The organism is Arthrobacter sp. NPDC057388 (genome assembly GCF_042668165.1).
GTDB lineage: Bacteria > Actinomycetota > Actinomycetes > Actinomycetales > Micrococcaceae > Arthrobacter.
This window is the reverse complement of sequence record NZ_JBHVBL010000034.1, coordinates 23,981-44,721: the sequence shown is the minus strand read 5'-3', so window position 1 is coordinate 44,721 and position 20,741 is coordinate 23,981. Positions and strand designations below refer to the sequence as shown.

Annotated in this window: 19 protein-coding genes and 1 tRNA gene; 12 read left to right on the top strand and 8 right to left on the bottom strand. The window is 65.7% G+C overall.

Annotated elements, in window-relative coordinates; all coding sequences use genetic code 11:
- Positions 1-4: 4 nt before the first annotated feature.
- The 5 genes from ACFUTU_RS15620 to ACFUTU_RS15600 all read right to left on the bottom strand — a co-directional run bounded on the left by ACFUTU_RS15620 (position 5) and on the right by ACFUTU_RS15600 (position 4,299).
- Positions 5-721, bottom strand: coding sequence for a GNAT family N-acetyltransferase (locus ACFUTU_RS15620; protein ID WP_377965802.1), 717 nt, complete (start codon positions 719-721; stop codon positions 5-7).
- Between the two features lie 105 nt (positions 722-826).
- Positions 827-1,852, bottom strand: coding sequence for an ATP-dependent 6-phosphofructokinase (locus ACFUTU_RS15615; protein WP_377965800.1), 1,026 nt, complete (start codon positions 1,850-1,852; stop codon positions 827-829).
- A 226-nt stretch (positions 1,853-2,078) separates the two neighbouring features.
- Positions 2,079-2,333 (bottom strand): PspC domain-containing protein, encoded by a 255-nt coding sequence (locus ACFUTU_RS15610; protein ID WP_377965798.1) that lies wholly within the window; start codon positions 2,331-2,333, stop codon positions 2,079-2,081.
- A gap of 3 nt (positions 2,334-2,336) precedes the next feature.
- Positions 2,337-2,663, bottom strand: coding sequence for a hypothetical protein (locus ACFUTU_RS15605; protein ID WP_377965796.1), 327 nt, complete (start codon positions 2,661-2,663; stop codon positions 2,337-2,339).
- 1 nt (position 2,664) lies between these two features.
- Complete coding sequence (locus ACFUTU_RS15600) at positions 2,665-4,299, bottom strand: PspC domain-containing protein (protein WP_377965794.1); 1,635 nt, start codon at positions 4,297-4,299, stop codon at positions 2,665-2,667.
- Positions 4,300-4,424: 125 nt separating this feature from the next.
- On the opposite strand from ACFUTU_RS15600, the gene ACFUTU_RS15595 reads away from it, so the two are divergent.
- Together ACFUTU_RS15595 and ACFUTU_RS15590 are read left to right on the top strand one after the other, a co-directional pair.
- Positions 4,425-5,825, top strand: a complete 1,401-nt coding sequence (locus ACFUTU_RS15595) for a PspC domain-containing protein (protein WP_377965792.1) — start codon at positions 4,425-4,427, stop codon at positions 5,823-5,825.
- Positions 5,822-6,511, top strand: coding sequence for a LuxR C-terminal-related transcriptional regulator (locus ACFUTU_RS15590; RefSeq protein ID WP_377965790.1), 690 nt, complete (start codon positions 5,822-5,824; stop codon positions 6,509-6,511). The genes ACFUTU_RS15595 and ACFUTU_RS15590 overlap by 4 nt, the downstream gene beginning before the upstream one ends.
- A 235-nt stretch (positions 6,512-6,746) precedes the next feature.
- Here the strand turns inward: ACFUTU_RS15590 and ACFUTU_RS15585 are convergent, their stop codons facing one another.
- Positions 6,747-7,964 carry a pyridoxal phosphate-dependent aminotransferase gene (locus ACFUTU_RS15585; RefSeq protein ID WP_377965788.1) on the bottom strand — a complete coding sequence of 406 codons (1,218 nt, stop codon included), beginning with the start codon at positions 7,962-7,964 and terminating at the stop codon, positions 6,747-6,749.
- A 272-nt stretch (positions 7,965-8,236) separates the two neighbouring features.
- Here ACFUTU_RS15585 and ACFUTU_RS15580 point away from each other — a divergent pair.
- The 9 genes from ACFUTU_RS15580 (at position 8,237) to rplL (ending at position 14,960) form a co-directional block, all read left to right on the top strand.
- Positions 8,237-8,309, top strand: a tRNA-Trp gene (locus tag ACFUTU_RS15580).
- Positions 8,310-8,404: 95 nt separating this feature from the next.
- Entirely contained in the window at positions 8,405-8,674 is a 270-nt protein-coding gene (gene secE / locus ACFUTU_RS15575) for a preprotein translocase subunit SecE (RefSeq protein ID WP_377965786.1), read from the top strand.
- Positions 8,675-8,788: 114 nt separating this feature from the next.
- The gene (gene nusG, locus ACFUTU_RS15570; protein WP_377965784.1) at positions 8,789-9,655 is read left to right on the top strand and encodes a transcription termination/antitermination protein NusG; all 867 of its coding nucleotides are present in this window, start codon (positions 8,789-8,791) and stop codon (positions 9,653-9,655) included.
- 133 nt (positions 9,656-9,788) lie between these two features.
- On the top strand, positions 9,789-10,220 hold the full coding sequence (rplK, locus tag ACFUTU_RS15565) for a 50S ribosomal protein L11 (RefSeq protein WP_018760472.1): 432 nt from the start codon (positions 9,789-9,791) through the stop codon (positions 10,218-10,220).
- A gap of 201 nt (positions 10,221-10,421) precedes the next feature.
- On the top strand, positions 10,422-11,129 hold the full coding sequence (gene rplA / locus ACFUTU_RS15560) for a 50S ribosomal protein L1 (protein ID WP_377965782.1): 708 nt from the start codon (positions 10,422-10,424) through the stop codon (positions 11,127-11,129).
- Between the two features lie 197 nt (positions 11,130-11,326).
- Positions 11,327-12,418 carry a GNAT family N-acetyltransferase gene (locus tag ACFUTU_RS15555; protein WP_377965780.1) on the top strand — a complete coding sequence of 364 codons (1,092 nt, stop codon included), beginning with the start codon at positions 11,327-11,329 and terminating at the stop codon, positions 12,416-12,418.
- An 81-nt stretch (positions 12,419-12,499) separates the two neighbouring features.
- Positions 12,500-13,606, top strand: coding sequence for a GNAT family N-acetyltransferase (locus ACFUTU_RS15550; RefSeq protein WP_377965778.1), 1,107 nt, complete (start codon positions 12,500-12,502; stop codon positions 13,604-13,606).
- A gap of 313 nt (positions 13,607-13,919) precedes the next feature.
- Complete coding sequence (gene rplJ / locus ACFUTU_RS15545) at positions 13,920-14,507, top strand: 50S ribosomal protein L10 (RefSeq protein WP_377965776.1); 588 nt, start codon at positions 13,920-13,922, stop codon at positions 14,505-14,507.
- Between the two features lie 75 nt (positions 14,508-14,582).
- Positions 14,583-14,960 carry a 50S ribosomal protein L7/L12 gene (gene rplL, locus ACFUTU_RS15540; protein WP_076801204.1) on the top strand — a complete coding sequence of 126 codons (378 nt, stop codon included), beginning with the start codon at positions 14,583-14,585 and terminating at the stop codon, positions 14,958-14,960.
- Between the two features lie 90 nt (positions 14,961-15,050).
- On the opposite strand, the gene ACFUTU_RS15535 is transcribed toward rplL, so the two are convergent.
- Positions 15,051-15,533, bottom strand: a complete 483-nt coding sequence (locus tag ACFUTU_RS15535; protein ID WP_377965774.1) for an aminoacyl-tRNA deacylase — start codon at positions 15,531-15,533, stop codon at positions 15,051-15,053.
- Positions 15,533-16,732, bottom strand: coding sequence for an acetyl-CoA C-acetyltransferase (locus tag ACFUTU_RS15530; RefSeq protein ID WP_377965772.1), 1,200 nt, complete (start codon positions 16,730-16,732; stop codon positions 15,533-15,535). The genes ACFUTU_RS15535 and ACFUTU_RS15530 overlap by 1 nt, the downstream gene beginning before the upstream one ends.
- Positions 16,733-17,124: 392 nt before the next feature.
- Here ACFUTU_RS15530 and rpoB point away from each other — a divergent pair, with 392 nt between their 5' ends.
- Positions 17,125-20,640 carry a DNA-directed RNA polymerase subunit beta gene (gene rpoB / locus ACFUTU_RS15525; RefSeq protein WP_076801210.1) on the top strand — a complete coding sequence of 1,172 codons (3,516 nt, stop codon included), beginning with the start codon at positions 17,125-17,127 and terminating at the stop codon, positions 20,638-20,640.
- Positions 20,641-20,741 lie beyond the last annotated feature (101 nt).

Genomic DNA, 20,741 nt, shown 5'->3' with positions numbered 1-20,741 from the left:
GGGGCTAGCCGAGCAGCACGCTGGTCTGGATGCCGCCGGTGGAAAAGCCCAGGCTGCGTGCCGTGGCCAGCGAGCCCTTGTTGCTGACGTCGGTCCGCCACTGCAGCGTCAGCCCGGCAGCCAGTGCCTCGTGGGCGGCCACCGAGGCGGCGAGTGATCCCAGCCCACGGCGCCGCCATTCCGGGGCCACGAGAACGCCCATGTGGGCGAGGATGCCTTCCCATTCTGAGTAGGCGCCGCAGGCCACCGGCACGCGCTGCCCCTCGTCGTCGTGAATGATGGTGTAGCGGTTCTCGAGGTCGGACAGGCCCACCTCGTTCACATCATCGGGCGGGCACAGTCCCTCCAGTTCAATGGCCTCCGGGTTGCCGTGCGACACCGTCAGCTCCTCTGCCGGCTGCAGCAGCGGCAGGTCGTCGGCGAAGAAGAGCGCGGCCGAGCCCTGCCCGTGCCCGCCGTGCCGGCGGGTGATCGTCAGCAGGGTGACGTGCTGGGCCATCTCCTCATCGGTAATGCCGGCCGCGGCGTCCAGCGCCCACTGCGGGCCCACCAGGGCCGAGCTGCCGAACAGGCGCACGAACTCCACCGAGCGCGCGGACTCGTCAACCCGCGTGATCCGCTCGCCGGTTTCCAGCGCGCGGGCGAAGGCGCCGTCGTCGAGCCCCAGGCGGCGCGCCCAGGCAAGCTGGATGATGGCGGCGGATCCGGGGTCAAGACTCATAATCCCAGCCTACCGACAGCGCGAACTGGCAGATAATGCCCTCAAAAAAGCAAAAACAGGGCATTATCTGTCAGTTCGCGCGGGTGCGGGGCAGAGTTTCAGGGCTCAGCCGAAGAGGACCGCGGCCTCGTCGTAGCGGTGCTGCGGGACCGTCTTGAGCTTGCCGAGGGCGGCTTCGAAGCCAACGTGGTCAATGTCGGTGCCGTTCAGCGACACCATGGTGCCCCACCGGCCCTCGGTCACGGAGTCGATGGCGGCCATGCCGAGGCGGGTGGCCAGGACGCGGTCGAAGGCGGACGGGACGCCGCCGCGCTGGATGTGGCCCAGGATGGTGGCGCGGGTTTCGATGCCGGTCCGGGCCTCGATTTCGGGGGCGAGCTGGTCGGCGATGCCGCCGAGCCGGGGACGTCCGAAGGTGTCCAGGCCGCGCTCGGAGTGCGGGCTCTCCATGTGCTCCGGGACGAAGCCCTCGGCCACCACCACCAGCGGTGCGCGGCCGCGGTCGTGGGCCTCCGTCACCCATTTGGTGATCTGCTCGATGCTGACTTTCTGCTCCGGGATGAGGATGGCGTGGGCGCCTGCGGCCATGCCGGCGTGCAGGGCGATCCAGCCGACGTGGCGGCCCATGACCTCGGCGATCATGCAGCGGTGGTGGGACTCGCCGGTGGTGCGGAGCCGGTCGATGGCCTCGGTGGCGATCTGCACCGCGGTGTCGAAGCCGAAGGTGTAGTCGGTGGCGTCGAGGTCGTTGTCCACGGTCTTGGGGACACCGACGATCTTCAGGCCGGCGTCGGTGAGGCGCTTGGCGGCCGCGAGGGTTCCTTCGCCGCCGATGGCGATGATGGCGTCGATGCCCAGCCGGTCCATATGGGCTTTGATGACGTCCGGGCCGCCGCCGTTCTCAAACGGGTTGGTGCGTGAGGTGCCCAGGATGGTGCCGCCCTGCTTGGCGATACCGCGGACAAGCGTACGCGGAATGGGGATGATGTCACCCTCAACCACTCCGCGCCAACCGTCGAGGAACCCCACGAATTCGTGGCCGTGGATGGCGATGCCTTTGAGGACGGCGCCGCGGATAACGGCATTCAGTCCGGGGCAGTCGCCGCCGCTGGTGAGGATTCCTATTTTCATTTTCTTGGCTCAAATCCTGGTTCGAAGGGGTTTACGGGCAGAGCGCCACGCTGAGCTCAATTAGAGATTCTAGTGGGGAGTGTGGGGTAGGACACAAACGGTTACACCCGGGGTGAGGTCCGTGCGCCGGGTCCGGCAGTAGCCCGGACAGCGCTGTGCCCCCGTTCCGGCGGGAACGGGGGCACCTTCTGAGTGGGCGACGGCGGTTGCCCGCCGGGGCTGCCTGCTAGCGGCCGATGCCGCGCCTTCCGAGGAAGGATTCAAGCGGGATCGAGTTGTTCTGGTCCGGCAGGATCACCCATGCGGCCAGGTAGAACACGACAGCCGGGCCGGGCAGCAGGCAAAAGATGAGGAAACCGATCCGGACGAAAGCCACGTCCACGTTCAGCTTCTCGGCGATTCCGCCGCACACGCCGCCCAGCCAGCGCTGCGGTCCGCGCTTCAGGCCGAGGCCCCTGACAATGCTGAAGAACTTATCCATGGTTCAAGACTTCCCGTTTGTTGTGCTGTTGTCACGTTTTCGTGCCGACAGAAGCCCGCCGATCACCAGTGCTGCGCCCGCCCCGATCATCAGGCCGATCAGCACATACGTCCCGTTCAGGACCACGATGCCGAGCTGGGAGATGACAATCAGGACGGCGAGGGCGAGGACCACCAGGCCCCAGACGATGGTGCCTACCCGGGCCGGGGATTCGGCCGGATTGTCGTTGTCCGCGGCGGACGGTGCGGACGGGACGGACGCGGCGGACGGGGTGGATGCGGGGCTTGTGGATGCAGGGTTGCGTTCCGGGGACGGTTCAAAACTGCTCATGTCAGTTTCCTTCCTGGATAGTGACGTTGCTGACCGTGCCGTCGATCTGCAGGATCAGCCGGGCGCCCGGCTTGTCCGAGTTGTAGCTGCTTTGCCGCGAGGTGATGCCGCCGCGGCTGCCCGTGCCCTCGTTCAGGTTGCCCAGGGTCATGTCGGCCCGGACATCCACCGGCACGGTGCTCGGAATGACAACGGTCACATTGCTTGCGGTGGCGTCGAGGGGAATCACGACGTCGGTGCCCAGGGGCGGGTTCAGGTTCAGGCCGGTCAGGTCCACAGTTCCGCGGCCTCCGGTGATCTGGAAACCTTGGCGGGCCTGTTCGATGGTGACGGGGTTCCAGTCCGCGTCCTGGAAGCGGAAGCGGTCGCCGTTGGGCACCGCGCTGAAGATGCCGCCGACAATCAGTGCCACCACTGCGAAGAACCCGAGGGCACCCGACGTCCTGCCGCGCAGGCCGGCGAGCAGGATACCGAGGCCCAGGACCGCGGCACCGGCTGCCCAGACCACAGCGTTCGCCGAACTGCCCAGCTCAATCAGGTTGCCGGCGTCGAGCGCTTTCAGTGCACCGCCGGCCAGCAGCGCCAGTCCGGCGGTGACGGCTACGGCCGGTGCGCCCGGGCCGCCAGGCCTCGGCTTGGATGCCGGAACCGGAGCAGGAACGGGAGCGGGCCGGCGCGGCGGGAGGCCGCCGCCATGAACGCCCGTGGGGGTGGTGGCGCCGTAGCGTGCGCTGGAACTTGCTTTGGAACCGTAGGGTTCACTGGGGCCGTAGGAGGGGATGGCGTCCGGCGTCGGCGGTACCGTGTAGGGCTGGGTTGGCGGGTGGCTGCCGGCAGCAAAGGAGGGTGCGGCCGCAGTCGCCGCCGGGCTGCCGGAGCCTGTGTACCCCGAGCCTGTGTACCCGGAGCCTGCGTAGCCATAGGCTGCCCGACCCGTGCCGGCGCTGTCCATTGGTGCACCGCTGCGGTTCTTGTTGCGCTGGGTCAGGTAGTAGACGAGGTAGATCACCCCGCCGATCCAGAACAGAGCCCAGAAGAAGCCAAAGCCGTCGTGGCCCCACCCCCAGAAGCCGCCGCCCATGCCGGTGAGGCCGACGATCGAGGTGATGAGGGCGCCCGTCATTCCGGTGCTCCAGCGCCCGGCCCCCGCCTCCTGGGTGTGGATCCGGCCGTCGGGCTCGGGCAGCAGGGCCCAGCCGAGGCCGTACAGGAGGACGCCGATGCCTGCGAACAGCGTCAGCACGATGAAGATGCCGCGCACGATCAGCGGATCGATGCCCATCCGTTCCGCAATGCCGCTTGAGACGCCGCCGATCCAGCGGTCCCGTCCCCGGTGCACGCCGTGGCTGCGGATCCAGTCGAAGAAGTTCAGCGGCTGGGCGGTCCCGGAGTCGCCGCCACCGGAGGAAGGGGCACCGGAGGAGGGGGCACCGTAGGCGGGCCCAACGTGGGTTCCGGCGGGCGGCGCAAACAGCGGCTCCGTGGGGTTCTCCGGCGGGGTGGAGTTGTCCTCGGCTGTGGGGTTCTCCGGCTCCCCGGAGGCATGAGGTGCGTGCTCCGGTTCCTGGCCGGCGCTGGCCTCGGACGGCCTGGCGGGCTGTTGTCCTTCATTGGGGTTGGGGTTCTGCGAGTTCATCCCTCGATACTGCCGTTTGCGCTGGTCAGTCCTCTATTGGGGAACACCCTGAGCCGCCCCTGACTTACCCCGGGTTCACCCTCAGACGGGGCGGCGGGAACCCTGAAACGTGTTTGGATTGATGCATGAGCACTGCCCCTGTCCGCCCTCCCCTGGTCCGCAGCAGCGACCGCGTGATCGCCGGTGTCTGCTCCGGCCTGGCGGTTCATCTCGGGTGGCCGGTGCGCATGGTCCGGATCGGAATGGTGGTGGCAGCCTTCGCCGGCGGCGCGGGGCTCGCGTTCTACGCCTGGCTGTGGATCATGGTTCCCACCGCGGACGAGAACGCCAAGCGCAATGCCCGCCGCCCGGCGTCGCCCATTGCCCCCGCCGTAAGCCTGCCGCCTGCATCCCTGCAGCCGGGGCAGGCCCCCGCGCCTTCACCGCTCAGTCTTCCCGCACCGGCCGTCCCTCCTCCGAACGTGGGGGAGTACGACGCCGGCACCGCCTCCCAGCCCGCGGAACCGGCCGCTGGTGCCGGGTCAGGTGCATGGTTCCGGATCCGGAGCATGCGCTACGGCAAGGAGATCCTGCTGGGCGCCGGGCTCCTGCTGGTCGCCGCGATCCTGATTGCCAGGCTGCTGGGCGTGGAGGTGCCGCTCGGCACGCTGATCCCGGCAGCGGCGATCCTTGGCGGTGCCGCGATCGCCTGGATGCAGCTGGATGAAACCCGGCGGGCCGGACTCGTGGACAAGACCAAGGCGGACCAGGCCGGCGGCTGGGCGCGCCTGGCTGCGGGCCTCGCGCTCGTGGTGGCCGGTGTCCTGGTGATGGTGTCCGGATCGGGGTCATGGCAGCAGACCTGGCTCGCGCTGCTCGCCTCCGTGGCCGTGCTGGGCGGCGTGGCGCTGGTGCTGCTGCCGTGGGGCCTGAAGTTCTGGCGCGACCTGGAAACCGAGCGGGCCGGGCGCGTGCGCGAGACCGAGCGGGCCGAAATCGCCGCGCACCTGCACGACTCCGTGCTCCAGACTCTGGCCCTGATCCAGCGCCGGGCCGGGAACGAGCACGACGTCGTCCGGCTGGCCCGGGCGCAGGAGCGCGAGTTGCGGGGCTGGCTCTTCAAGGACTCCGCCCGCGACGCCGGCCAGCTCTCGGACCGGATCAAGGCCGCCGCCGCGGAGGTCGAGGACGGCCTCGGCCACGCCGTTGACGTCGTGACGGTGGGCGACACGGAAATGACCGAACGCCACGAGGCGCTGGTCCAGGCCAGCCGCGAAGCCATGCTGAACGCCGCCCGCCACGGCGGCGGTCCCGTCTCCGTCTACCTGGAGGTGTCCGGCGGCGGCGCGGAAGTCTTCGTCAAGGACCGGGGACCGGGCTTCGAGCTGCACAACGTTCCGCACGACAGGCTGGGCGTGCGCGAATCGATCATTGGCCGGATGAAACGGCACGGCGGCAACGCCACAATCAACAGCGGACCGGACGGCACGGAGGTGCGGCTCAGGCTGCCTGCCGATGCCGCGGAGAACGGGGAAGGGAAGTCATGAGTACACCGGCCGGAACAGGCACGGCGGCAGGCACGGCGGGACGAACGGTACGCGTGGTGATCGTGGACGACCACGCGATCTTCAGGTCCGGCCTCAAAGCCGACCTCGACCCCAGCGTGGTGGTGGTCGGTGAGGCCGGCACCGTCGAACAGGCCATCGATGTCATCGCGTCAGAACGGCCCGACGTCGTGCTGCTGGACGTGCACCTGCCCGGCGGCCGCGGCGGGGGAGGGCGGGAAGTCATTGCGGGTTCCGCGGCGCTCCTGGGAACCACCCGCTTCCTCGCACTGAGCGTGTCCGATGCCGCCGAAGACGTGGTGGCCGTGATCCGTGCCGGGGCACGCGGCTATGTCACCAAGACCATCTCGGGTGCGGAAATCACCGATGCCGTGTTCCGGGTGGCCGGCGGGGACGCCGTGTTCTCGCCGCGCCTGGCAGGATTTGTCCTGGATGCGTTTGGCACCGCTCCGGCGGACATCGCCGACGACGAACTGGACAAGCTCTCGGCCCGTGAACTCGAGGTGATGCGGCTGATCGCCCGCGGCTACAGCTACAAGGAGGTGGCCAAGGAGCTCTTCATCTCGATCAAAACCGTGGAAACCCATGTCTCGGCGGTGCTTCGGAAGCTGCAGCTCTCAAGCCGGCACGAACTGACCAAGTGGGCCGCCGAACGCCGCCTCCTCTAACGCCAACCCCACCCGCATAGCCCCGACGCGTCCTCACATCCTGCCGCCTTTCCCGCAACGCGTCCTCACGTTCTGCCGTCTTTCCCGCAACGCGTCCTCACATCCTGCCGCGCAAACGCAAACGCTCCCGCACCATAATTTTTTTGGTGCGGAAGCGTTTGGGAATTTCCTGCAGGATGTGAGGAAGGATCCGGGCGTTTCCTGCAAAAGCTGAGGAAGGATCGGTGTGTGCCGGCTACTGGGCCTTGCCGAGGAAGTCCTGCAGGCGGCCGACGCCGGTGGCGAGGTCCTCGTCACCCAGGGCGTACGAGAGTCGCAGGTAGCCGGACGGGCCAAAGGCCTCACCGGGAACCACTGCGACCTCCACCTCGTCGAGGATCAGCGCGGCCAGCGCAGCGGAAGTTTCGGGCCGGACCGGACCGTTTGCCGTCGGGAATTCCTTACCCAGCAGCCCGCGGACGTCCGCGTACACGTAGAAGGCGCCCTTCGGCGTCGGGCATTCAACGCCCTCAATCGCGTTGAGCCCGTCCACGATGGCCTTCCGGCGGCGGTCAAAAGCGACCTTCATCTCGTCTACCGCGGTCAGCGGCCCGGAGACGGCGGCCAGCGCGGCAATCTGCGGGATGTTGGACACGTTGGACGTGGCGTGCGACTGGAGGTTGGTGGCGGCCTTGATGACGTCGGCGGGGCCGATCATCCAGCCCACCCGCCAGCCGGTCATCGCGTAGGTCTTGGCGACACCGTTGAGGATCACAACCTTGTCGCCCAGTTCGGGGGCGGCGGTGGCGATGGAAGTGAAGGGCACGCCGTCGTAGGTCAGGTGCTCGTAGATCTCGTCGGTGACCACCCACAGGCCCTTGGCCGCGGCCCACTTTCCGATTTCAGCAACCTGCTCGGGGGAGTAGACCGAGCCGGTGGGGTTCGACGGCGAGACGAACAGCAGGATCTTGGTGCGGTCCGTGACGGCTGCTTCGAGCTGCTCCACCGTGACCAGGTAGTCCTGCTCCGGGCCCGCGAAGACCTCCACGGGGACGCCGCCGGCCAGGCGGATGGCCTCCGGGTAGGTGGTCCAGAACGGCGTGGGGACGATCACTTCGTCGCCCGGATCCACGAGGGTGGCGAACGTGTTGTAGACCGCCTGCTTGCCGCCGTTGGTGACCAGCACCTGGGAAGCGTCAACCCTGTACCCGGAGTCCCGGAACGTCTTCTCGGCGATGGCCTTCTTCAGCTCGGGCAGGCCGCCGGCGGGGGAGTAGCGGTGGTACTTCGGCTGGCTGGCGGCCTCGATGGCGGCCTGGACGATGTAGTCCGGGGTGGGAAAGTCCGGCTCGCCTGCGCCGAAGCCAATCACCGGCCGGCCGGCCGCCTTCAGCGCCTTGGCCTTGGCATCGACAGCCAGGGTGGCGGATTCGGCAATGGCGGAAATGCGTTGGGAAACGCGGGCGGCAGACATGGCAGGTCCGTTCTTCGCTTGCAGCTGGAGAGCTGAATGGTGGAATTCGACGGAATCTACTCTATGCTGTTCACCGGATCGTTCGAGGTGGAACACGGATTTGTGACTGCGGTGGAGCACGGATCCGGAAGCCGAAAAAGATCCGAAATGAGTCCGGTTCGACGTAAGCGCAGTTGTTGCGTAGACTGGTTCTCCGGTGTTGAAAACACGGATGATGACGTGCGCCCCAGATGGCCTTGGGGAAGTGCGGCCTGCATCGGTTTTCGATCCATAGGGTAGTGGCGCAATTGGTAGCGCAGCGGTCTCCAAAACCGCAGGTTGCAGGTTCGAGTCCTGTCTGCCCTGCGCAGGCTGTTCCGGCGAAAAGCCGGAGCAAGCGCAGCAACAAAGGTTCAGTTCAGAGCCGGGTAATCCGACTTGCGAGGATGAGTGAGGAACAGGTGACCGAAACAGCTGCAAGCAGCTCCAAGGGCCGCCCTGCCAAGAAGGCCGCCAAGGCCGGCTTCTTCGCTCGCATCGCACTCTTCATCCGCCAGGTCATCGGCGAACTGAAGAAGGTCGTCGCCCCCACCCGCAAGGAACTGATCAATTACACGCTCGTGGTGCTCGTCTTCGTAGTCATCATGATGGTGGTCGTCACTCTGCTGGACCTGGCGTTCGGCACGGCGGTGAGCTGGGTCTTCGGCGGTACAGGCGCCGCAGACCGCTAAGGCGATCGGTCCGCAGACTGCGTGGGCTCCCGGCCGGAATCGGCAAGGAGCTGCGGGGTGTGCGGAATTGAGCCATTTAAGTAGGCAATTAGCAATGAGGAAGCAGGAGACCAAGTGTCTGAGCAGGAGCTCGAGGTAACTGAGACTGAGCTGGATGAAACCCAGAACCCTGCGGCTGAAGCCGCCGAGGGCTCCGAGGTTGAGTCTGCTGCGCCCGATTCCGAAGGCGACGCCGATTTCGACGCCGACGACGAGGCTGACGCCGATTACGAGGATGAGGCAGACGCCGAGACCGACGCTGACGCCGACGACGTGACCGGGGAGGACGCCGAGGAAGGCGCCGAAGGGACTGACGTCCTGGCCGCTGCTGCCGCCAAGGCCACCGACCCCGCGGAAGAGTTCAAGTCCAAGCTGCGCCGCCAGGAGGGTGACTGGTACGTCATCCACTCCTACGCCGGTTACGAAAACCGCGTCAAGGCCAACCTGGAGACCCGCATCCAGACCCTGGACATGGAAGATTACATCTTCGAGATCCAGGTTCCGATGGAGGAAGTCGTTGAGATCAAGAACGCTCAGCGCAAGATCATCAACCGTGTCCGCATCCCCGGCTACGTCCTGGTCCGCATGGACCTGACCGACGCCTCCTGGGGTGCCGTCCGCCACACCCCGGGTGTCACCGGCTTTGTGGGCAACGCCCACAACCCCGTGCCGCTGCGCCTCGACGAGGTCTTCTCCATGCTCGCCCCGGTCTTCGAAGAGGAGCAGGCGGAGAAGGGCAAGCCGGCCAAGCAGCCTTCTGCCCCGGTGAACGTCGACTTCGAGGTCGGCGAGTCGGTCATCGTCAAGGAAGGCCCGTTCGAGACCCTTCCGGCAACGATCTCCGAGATCAAGGTGGACTCCCAGACCCTCGTGGTGCTGGTGTCCATCTTCGAACGCGAGACCCCGGTCACGCTGGCCTTCAACCAGGTCACCAAGATCTAACTGATCACCACAGATTTCGTTCCGGAGCGGCCCGCTTTAGCTGGTCCGGAACGGCCGACCGCCTCGCCATGGCGGTCAACCACCTGAGGCACGCTCCTGTGTCCCAGGACGCATTTGAGAGAAGGACCCTACATTGGCTCCCAAGAAGAAGGTCACCGGCCTCATCAAGCTGCAGATCCAGGCAGGTGCCGCTAACCCGGCCCCGCCGATCGGTCCTGCGCTTGGCCAGCACGGTGTCAACATCATGGAATTCTGCAAGGCGTACAACGCTGCGACGGAAGCCCAGCGCGGCAACGTTATTCCTGTTGAAATCACCGTTTACGAAGACCGTTCGTTCACGTTCATCACCAAGACCCCGCCGGCTGCAGAGCTCATCAAGAAGGCTGCAGGCGTTGCCAAGGGTTCCTCGACCCCGCACACCGTCAAGGTTGCCAAGCTGACCCAGGCCCAGGTCAACGAGATCGCCTCCACCAAGATGGAAGACCTCAACGCCACCAGCCTCGAAGGCGCAGCGAAGATCATCGCCGGCACCGCCCGCTCCATGGGCATCACCGTCGAGGGTTAATTCCCCCGCTGATGCGGCGGCGGTCCCGGGCAACCGGGCACGACGCCGGACAGCACGGCCGGGATACCGGCACCATTTGCCGAACAATCGGCACAAACCGTAATGTCAGCAATCCGGCAAGGCTCAAGCAGCCGGAACGCTGGCTGTGGCAGGGCCCAGCGCGGTCCGCAGACCACAACTGCACAAGGAGAAATAAGCAGCATGGCAAAGCGCAGCAAAGCATACGAGGCAGCCGCAGCCAAGATCGACGCGGAGAAGCTCTACGCGCCGTTCGAGGCAGTGACGCTCGCCAAGGACATCAACCCGTCCAAGTTCGACGCCACCGTTGAGGTTGCCTTCCGGCTGGGCGTTGACCCCCGCAAGGCTGACCAGATGGTCCGCGGCACGGTCAACCTGCCCCACGGCACCGGCAAGACCGCCCGCGTCCTCGTGTTCGCGACGGGCGAGAAGGCCGAAGCAGCAATCGCTGCCGGCGCCGACTTCGTTGGTTCCGACGACCTGATCGAGAAGATCGCCGGCGGCTGGACCGACTTCGACGCAGCCGTTGCCACCCCTGACCTCATGGGCAAGGTTGGCCGCCTCGGTAAGGTCCTGGGTCCGCGTAACCTGATGCCGAACCCGAAGACCGGCACCGTCACCCCCGATGTCACCAAGGCTGTCAACGACATCAAGGGCGGCAAGATCGACTTCCGCGTCGACAAGCACTCCAACCTGCACTTCATCATTGGCAAGGTTTCCTTCGACGCCGTCAAGCTGGCCGAGAACTACGCCGCCGCCCTCGAAGAGGTGCTCCGCCTGAAGCCGTCCGCTTCCAAGGGCCGCTACATCCAGAAGGCAACGGTTGCCACCACCTTCGGTCCCGGCATCTCCGTTGACCCCAACGTCACCCGGGTTCTGACCGAGGCGTAAGTCTCACGAACTCATGGTCGGATCTCCGGCCAGCACCAAAGGACCGTCCGGCATCTGCCGGCCGGTCCTTTTGGCGTTTGCGGCGGCCCCTGCGGGGGGTGGGGGAAGTGCGACGCCGGAACTCCAGCCAGGCGCCCTGCTTCCGACCGGAGGCGCGGGCTCTGTTGTACCCCGGACGGTGCGGCTAGGCTGATCCGGTGACGACGCCCGCCTACCGGATCGAGCCGCTGGTCCTGCCTGCGTCACTCGATGCTCGCGATGCCGCCGATTTCCTCGAGTTCAGCGACCTCAGCGATGCCTTGGCGCTGGAGCTGTGGGGCAACCTGGACCGCGCCGCGCCCCGCAAAGCCCGGCTCGAATCGTGGCGCGATGACGACTATGAGAAGCTCCGGCTCTTCTTCGTTCGGCTGGACGGGCGCATGGTGGCGAGGTCATGGATCAGGCTTCCGCAGAAAGAGAACCTGCAGGACGCGTTCCTGCGGGTGGACGTCCTCAAGGAATTCGGCGGTCGCGGCATCGGCCGCACCCTCCTGCGCCATGCCGAGGAGCTCGCGGCGGACGACGGGCGAAACACCCTGCAGTCCTTCACCGAGCACGCGCCGGTGTTCGACCTTGACGGCCCCGGGATCCTGAAGCCCGGGACGGGCACCGGCGCTGTGCCGGCCGCCGACCGCGGAGTCCGGTTTGCCGTTGCGGCCGGTTACACACTGGAGCAGGTGACGCGTTTCAGCGCACTGGACATGCCGCCGTCGGAAGGTCTCCTGGACGCCCTGGAAGGGGAGGCGGCCGGTATTGCCGGCGACCAGTACGAGATCCTTGGCTGGACCGACCGCTGCCCCGATGAATACGTGGAGCAGATGGCGGTGCTCATGTCCAGGATGAGCACGGACACCCCTGCCGGGGCGCTGCACTACGACGCCGAGGTGTGGGACGCCGCGCGCGTCCGGCATGTCGAGCACGAGTGGAAGCGGACCGGCCTGGAGTCGCTGGTGGCCGTGGCCCGGCACAGGCTGAGCGGCGAGCTGGCAGCCTACTCGGTGCTTCAGCACTCGGGCGAAAAACCGTGGCTGGCGGAACAGGACGACACCCTGGTGGCCAAGTCGCACCGCGGGAACCGGCTGGGCATGCTGGTCAAGGTGCTCAACCTCCGCCGCCTGCAGGAGGACCATCCGGAAGTGGAACGCGTCCTGACCTTTAACGCGGCGGAGAACGACCATATGCTCGCGATCAACGTGGCCCTGGGATTCCGTCCTGCAGGGTACGACGGTGAGTGGCAGCGCCGGCGCTAACCGGCATATGCTGGCGGCGGATACACCGCGTGGACTCAAGCCCGCAGCCTTCATGGCAAGCGGCGGAAACGGCTGGGGAAGATGGCAATAAAGGTGCGGATCGAGCGGCTGCTGATTCCGGACTCCGTGGACTCGCCCGATGCGGCGGACTTCCTCGCCGCGGTGGAGGTCGGGCGCAAGGTCCGGATGGACACCTGGGGCAGCGACGACCTCGCCTACACGCCGCTGGAGAAGCTGCTCGAACTGGACGACCCGTATGAGCGCCAGGTCATCCTCGTGGCAAAGGTCGACGGCGACATCGTCGGTGCCGTGGACATCGCGCTTCCCCTCGCCGACAATCTTGACCTTGCCGAGTTCACCCTGGACATCCTTCCCGAATACCAGCGCCAGGGCGTCGGCCGGCAACTGCTGGAGGCCGCCGAGCACTTCGCCCGGGAGGAAGGCCGCACCATGATCCTGGTGGACACCAACCACCCCGGTGCCTCCCTGCACGAATTCGCACCGGAGCAGCTGGTGCCCGGATCCGGTCAGGGCTATGTGCCGCTGGGCAGCCGTGAGGTGGACTTCGCCCAGCGCACCGGCTACACACTGCAGCACATCGAGCAGTTCAGCTCGTGCACACTGCCGCTGGACAGCAAACTCGTGGCGGAACTTGAGGCAGAGGCCCAGGAAGCCAACAACGGCCGCTACCGCCTGCACCACTGGACGGACCGTTGCCCGGAACGGTGGCTGGAATCAGTGGCGGCCCTCGAAAACCAGGCGGGCGGCGACGCCGGGCCCGCGGACGACGGCGACATGATCTTCGACGCCCGGATCCTCCGGGAAGCCGAGGAAGTCACCATCTCGCAGGGGCGGCGCACGGTGGTGACCGCCGTCGAACACATCGCCTCCGAAACGCTGGTGGGGCTGACCACCATCAGCGTCCTGGCGCAGCGGCAGGACGTCGTCTTCCAGGACGACACCGTGGTGCTGCAGGCACACCGCGGCAATAAGCTGGGCCTGCTCATCAAGGTGGCCAACATGGAGCGCCTCACCGAGCAGTTCCCCACGGCGCGGGTGATCTATACGTGGAACGCCCCGGAAAACCGGTATCTGCTCACGGTCAACCGCCAGCTCGGCTTCACGACGGCGGGAGTCACCGGGATCTGGCAGAAGGAACTCCCGGACCGGGGACCCAGCCGGAGCTAGGGGACCGGGCCGGAGCGGGGCCGATTTGGTTATCCGGATCGCCCTCCCGTAAGCTTGAACTACCAAAGACCGTCGGTTGTTGGATTCCCACTCTTTCGAGCTCAGCTCAACTCTGCAGTTGTGTGCGGAAGAGCCAGTGGGTTTCCGGACGAAGGACCCTGAACATAGGGCGGCCGGCGCAGGTGAACGAAGCAAAGCTCCGCCGTCCTGGACTGCGTTGAGCCAAGCCCCGTGCATCTGCGCGGGGCGTTTTTAGTTTTAGCTCACCTGAGCGGGGACCCGGAATACCGGCACTATCCCCGGAAGGAGGGTTATGGCAACGCCTACCAAGGTTTCAGCAGTAGCTGAGATCACTAACGATTTCAAGGAATCGAACGCCGCTGTCCTGACCGAATACCGTGGGCTCACCGTTGCACAGCTCAAGCAGCTGCGTGTTTCTCTCGGCCAGGACACCAAGTTCGCGGTCGTCAAGAACACCCTGACCGCCATTGCAGCCAAGGAAGCTGGTGTCGAAGCATTCGACGGCCAGCTCGCCGGCCCCACTGCAATCGCGTTCATCAAGGGTGACGCAGTTGCAGCTGCCAAGAGCCTGACGGATTTTGCCAAGGCCAACAAGCAGCTGGTCATCAAGACCGGTTACTTCGAGGGCAAGGCACTGAACGCCAGCGAAGTTGCTGCCCTGGCAGCACTCGAGTCCCGCGAGCTGCAGCTCGCCAAGGTTGCAGGCGTCCTCAAGGCACCTGCCGCCGCTGCTGCACGCATCATCGACGCACTGCGCCTCAAGCTTGAAGAAGAGAACGGTGCTCCGGCTGAAGCCGCTGCTCCCGCCGCTGAAGAAGCTCCCGCTGCAGAAGCTGAAGCAGCTGAGGCTCCGGCCGAAGCCGCTGCCGAAGAGAACTAATCTCTCTCCCCAAAAGACTCCGGTGGAACGGAGGGCATTCAGCCCCCGGCCGCCTTTATAGGAAGGACGCCAACCATGGCGAAGCTCACCAACGAAGAGCTCATTGAAGCTTTCAAGGAACTGACCATCATCGAGCTCTCCGAGTTCGTCAAGCTCTTCGAAGAGACCTTCGAAGTTACCGCTGCTGCTGTTGCTGTTGCTGGCCCCGCTGCCGGTGGCGCTGCAGAAGAAGCTGAAGAGAAGACCGACTTCGACGTCATCCTCGAATCTGCTGGCGACAAGAAGATCGCAGTGATCAAGGAAGTTCGCGCCATCACCTCCCTCGGCCTCAAGGAAGCCAAGGACCTGGTTGACAGCGCCCCCAAGGCTGTTCTCGAAGGCGCCAACAAGGAAGCCGCCGAGAAGGCAAAGGCTCAGCTGGAAGAAGCTGGCGCCACCGTTACCCTCAAGTAACACTGCTTGTCCGGGAATCCCCGTCCACTCCGGTGGGCGGGGATTCCTGCTTTTAACAGCAGGGCGGGGCCCACGCCCACAGGGTGCGGGTCAGTTGGGTTCGCTGATGTCTGCCAGCACCGCGCCGAGGGCCGAGACCAGGGCGTCGGCGTCCACGAAGGCGCTGTAGCCGTGCTGGCCCGCGCCCATGGAGATCCGCTTGCCGGCAATGGTCCGGTCCGCGTAAACCGGCCAGGCGGTGGTGCTGCCCAGCGGCGTGATGGTGCCGCGCTCATAGCCGGTGGCTTCCAGGGCCACGTCCGCAGCCGGGAGTGAGAGCTTGTTGACCCCCACCAGGCTGCGCAGCTTGGGCCAGGAGATCTGCCGGTCGCCGGGGATGAGGGCGAAGAGGAAGCTGCCGTCCTTGTGCTTCACCACGAGGGACTTCACGATGTCCGCCGGGCTGATGCCAAGGATCGCGGCGGCCTCCTCGAGGCTGTGGGCAGCCAGCCGCTCCACGAGCTGGACGTCCAGCCCGCGCGCGGCGGCATCGGCAAGGAAACGCTCCCTGCCGCTGCCGCCGTCGCCCGCCATCAGTCGCGGTACAGCAGCAGGGCCTCGCCCTGGCCGCCGCCTCCGCAGAGGGAAACGGCCGCCTTGCCCTTTCCGCGCCGCTTCAGCTCATGTGCCGCGTGGAGGGCCAGCCGCGCACCGGAGGCGCCGATCGGGTGGCCCAGCGCGATGGCGCCGCCGTGGATGTTGGTCTGTTCCAGCGGGTAGTCCAGATCCTTCAGGGACTGCACCGCCACCGAACCGAAAGCCTCGTTGATCTCGATGAAGTCCAGGTCAGCGGTGCTCCAGCCGGCCCGCTCCAGGGCTTTCAGGATGGCGTTGGAGGGCTGGGAGTGCAGGGAATTGTCCGGTCCGGCCACCTGCCCCGGCTTGCCCACGACCGCCAGGTACTCCAGGCCGTTCTCCTCCGCGAACTTGCGGGAGGTCAGCACCAGTGCGGAGGCGCCGTCGGACAGGGGAGAGGAGTTGCCTGCCGTGATGGTGCCGTCGGTGACGAAGGCGGCGCGCAGGCCGGCGAGGGACTCGACAGTGGCATCGGGCCGGACGCCCTCATCGGTGGAAACCACCAGCGGATCGCCCTTGCGCTGCTTGACGCTGATCGGTGAGATCTCGTCGTCGAAAACGCCGTTCTTCGAGGCGATCGCCGCACGCTGGTGGGAGTGCGCGGCCACGTTGTCCTGGGCGGTCCGGTCGATGCCGAGCGTCAGGTTCTTGGACTCGGTGGACAGGCCCATGGACTGGCCGTCGAAGGCGTCGGTGAGGCCGTCGTGGGCCGCCACATCCAGGGCCTGGACGGTGCCGTAGTTCCAGCCCTGGCGCGAGCCGGGGAGGACGTGGGGTGCCCGCGTCATGGATTCCTGGCCACCGGCGACGACGACGGTAGCGTCGCCGGCGCGGATAAGCCGCGCCGCGTCGATGACTGCGGTCAGCCCGGAAAGGCAGACCTTGTTGATGGTCACCGTGGGGACGTTCCAGCCGATGCCGGCGCCGATGGCGCTCTGGCGCGCAGGGTTCTGGCCCGCTCCCGCCTGCAGGACCTGCCCCATGATGACGGCGTCCACCTGGTCAGCTTCCAGTCCACTTGCCGCGATGGCCGCCTTGATGGCGTGCGCCCCGAGTTCGACGGCGGTGAAGCTCGCCAGTTGCCCGTTCAGCCGGCCCTGCGGGGTGCGCGCGCCGGACAGGATGACAACATCGCCGTTGTCCGCGGAATTAGTCATGGTAATTTTCTTCCGTTCTTTGGTCGATGGTTGGCCTAAGGGTATCGTGAGCCCGGTCACCTATCCATTCAACGCTGGGAAGGCGGAAGGCATTCCGGATAGGTGCCCGCAGCAACAGTGCTTGCATTCTGCTGACAAGTGGGGTAGACACGCGTATGGTTTTGCCGTATCGTAGATATTTGCGTCTTCCCTGTTTACCTTCAGCCTTCATATAGCGGTGGGCTTAGCCTGTTAGCCGTTCCATCAATGTGCCGTGAACAACGTCACCAGCATGGGCGGAACCAGGTTCCGGGTCATATAGCGGAACCGGATGGTCGCACTGCGGAGTCACTTCGCAGGGTGAAAAGCGGGGGAGATCTGAAAACGCCTGAAGGTCTGTGGAAGGATCCCTCTTGGTCGCCTCGAGCACCTCTAATGAAAACAACGCTACCGCTATCAATGCCGAAAGCACCGACGGTGCGACTCGCCGGCTCTCATTCGCAAAGATTCACGAACCTCTTGACGTTCCGAATCTGCTTGCCCTGCAGACGGACAGCTTCGACTGGCTGGTCGGAAATGAACGCTGGCAGGCCCGCGTTGCGAAGGCTGTCGAAGAAGGCGACCTGAGCGTCGCCACCACCTCCGGTCTTTCCGACATCTTCGAAGAGATCTCCCCGATTGAGGACTTCCAGGGCACCATGTCCCTGAGCTTCTCCGATCCGGAGTTCGCTGACCCCAAGTACACCATGGCTGAGTGCAAGGACCGGGACGCCACGTACTCGGCACCGCTGTACGTCAAGGCCGAATTCATGAACAACAACACGGGCGAAATCAAGCAGCAGACCGTGTTCATGGGTGACTTCCCGCTGATGACCGAGAAGGGCACCTTCGTCGTCAACGGCACCGAGCGTGTCGTCGTTTCCCAGCTGGTCCGTTCCCCGGGCGCTTACTTCGAGCGTGCCGCCGACAAGACCAGCGACAAGGACATCTTTACCGCAAAGATCATTCCGTCCCGCGGCGCCTGGTTCGAGCTCGAGATCGACAAGCGCGACCAGGTCGGCGTACGCCTCGACCGCAAGCGCAAGCAGTCGGTCACGGTGCTGCTGAAGGCCCTCGGCTGGACCGAAGGCCAGATCCTTGAGGAGTTCGGCCAGTACGACTCCATGCGTGCCACGCTGGAGAAGGACGCCACCGAAACCCGCGAAGACGCCCTGCTGGACATCTACCGCAAGCTGCGTCCGGGCGAGCCGCCCACAGTCGAGGCTGCCCAGTCCCTGCTGGACAACCTGTACTTCAACTCCAAGCGCTACGATCTGGCCAAGGTTGGCCGCTACAAGATCAACCGCAAGCTTGGCATCGACCGCTCCCTTGGCGACAAGGAAGCTTCGGTCCTGCACGTTGAAGACATCGTCGCCATGATCAAGTTCCTCGTCGCGCTGCACGCCGGCGAGAAGACCATCATGGGCAAGCGCGACGGCGAAGACCACGAGCTGCGCGTCGAGATCGACGACATCGACCACTTCGGCAACCGCCGCATCCGCGCCGTCGGCGAGCTCATCGAGAACCAGGTCCGCACCGGCCTGTCCCGCATGGAGCGCGTCGTCCGCGAACGCATGACCACGCAGGACGTCGAGGCCATCACGCCGCAGACCCTGATCAACATCCGTCCCGTGGTGGCAGCCATCAAGGAGTTCTTCGGAACCTCCCAGCTGTCCCAGTTCATGGACCAGAACAACCCGCTCTCGGGTCTGACCCACAAGCGCCGCCTGTCCGCGCTGGGCCCGGGCGGTCTGTCCCGTGACCGCGCCGGCATGGAAGTCCGGGACGTCCACCCGTCCCACTACGGACGTATGTGCCCCATCGAAACCCCTGAAGGCCCGAACATTGGTCTGATCGGTTCGCTGGCGTCCTACGGCCGCATCAACCCGTTCGGCTTCATCGAGACGCCGTACCGCCTGGTCAAGGACGGCGTCGTTTCCGACGACGTCCAGTACCTGACGGCCGACGACGAGGCAGAGGTCCTGATCGCCCAGGCCAACGCCCCGCTCGACGAGAACAAGCGCTTCGCTGAAGAGACCGTCCTGGTCCGTGCCCGTGGTGGTGGAGGCGAGCCCGTGCTCGTTCCCGCTGAGGATGTCCAGTTCATGGACGTTTCCCCGCGCCAGATGGTGTCCGTGGCAACCGCCCTGATTCCGTTCCTCGAGCACGACGACGCCAACCGCGCACTCATGGGTGCCAACATGCAGCGCCAGGCTGTGCCGCTGGTCCGTTCCGAGGCCCCGTTCGTGGGTACCGGCATGGAACGTGCCGCCGCCGTCGACGCCGGTGACGTTGTCATCGCGAAGAAGCCCGGTGTGGTCACCGAGGTTTCCGCCGAACTCGTTGTCATGCTCAACGACGACGGCACGGAGACCAACTACCGCATCAACAAGTTCGCCCGCTCCAACCAGGGCAACTGCTACAACCACCGCGTTCTGGTGAACGAAGGCCAGCGCCTGGAAGTTGGCGGCATCATCGCCGACGGCCCGGCAACGGACCAGGGCGAGCTCGCCCTCGGTAAGAACCTCCTCGTGGCATTCATGTCATGGGAAGGCCACAACTTCGAGGATGCCATCATCCTGTCCCAGCGCATCGTGGCAGAGGACGTCCTTTCCTCCATCCACATCGAGGAGCACGAGATCGATGCCCGCGACACCAAGCTCGGTGCCGAGGAAATCACCCGTGACATCCCCAACGTGTCCGAGGAAGTCCTGGCCGGCCTGGACGAGCGTGGCATCATCCACATCGGTGCCGAGGTTGAAGCCGGCGACATCCTGGTCGGAAAGGTCACCCCGAAGGGTGAAACCGAACTGACCCCGGAAGAGCGCCTGCTCCGCGCCATCTTCGGTGAGAAGTCCCGCGAAGTCCGTGACACCTCCCTGAAGGTTCCGCACGGCGAGTCCGGCACGGTCATCGGCGTGCGCGTCTTCGACCGCGACAACGACGACGAGCTGCCCCCCGGCGTCAACCAGCTGGTCCGCGTCTACGTGGCTGCCAAGCGCAAGATCACCGACGGCGACAAGCTCGCAGGCCGCCACGGCAACAAGGGTGTTATCTCCAAGATCCTCCCGGTCGAGGACATGCCCTTCCTTGCCGACGGTACCCCGGTGGACATCGTCCTGAACCCGCTGGGTGTTCCGGGCCGTATGAACGTCGGCCAGGTGCTGGAAACGCACCTCGGCTGGGTTGCCAAGACGGGCTGGAAGATCGAAGGCGAGCCGGAGTGGGCCAAGCAGCTGCCGAACCTGCCGCGCGAGAGTGGCCAGACCACTGTTGCAACGCCGGTGTTCGACGGCGCCCGCGAAGAGGAAATCACCGGGCTGCTGGACTCCACCAACGTGACCCGCGACGGTGACCGCCTGATCGACTCCTCGGGCAAGACGCGCCTGTTCGACGGCCGCTCCGGCGAGCCGTTCCCGGACCCGATCTCGGTCGGCTACATGTACATCCTGAAGCTCCACCACCTGGTGGACGACAAGATCCACGCCCGCTCCACCGGCCCGTACTCCATGATCACGCAGCAGCCGCTGGGTGGTAAGGCACAGTTCGGTGGCCAGCGCTTCGGTGAAATGGAAGTGTGGGCGCTCGAAGCCTACGGCGCCGCCTACACGCTCCAGGAACTGCTCACGATCAAGTCCGATGACATCCACGGCCGCGTGAAGGTCTACGAGGCGATCGTCAAGGGCGAGAACATCCCCGAGCCGGGCGTTCCCGAATCCTTCAAGGTGTTGATCAAGGAAATGCAGTCGCTGTGCCTGAACGTGGAAGTTCTTTCCACCGACGGAACCACGATTGAAATGCGTGACTCTGATGACGCAGTCTTCACGGCTGCGGAAGAACTGGGCATCGATCTGTCTCGTGCAGAGCCCAGCTCCGTAGAAGAGGTCTAAGGATTACGACCAGGGAAAGGACACGGCCCCGCCGCACTGTCCTTTCCCTGGGCCTCACCTTCTTCTCACCCCGCAACCAAGACTTCAGAATTTAGAGAACA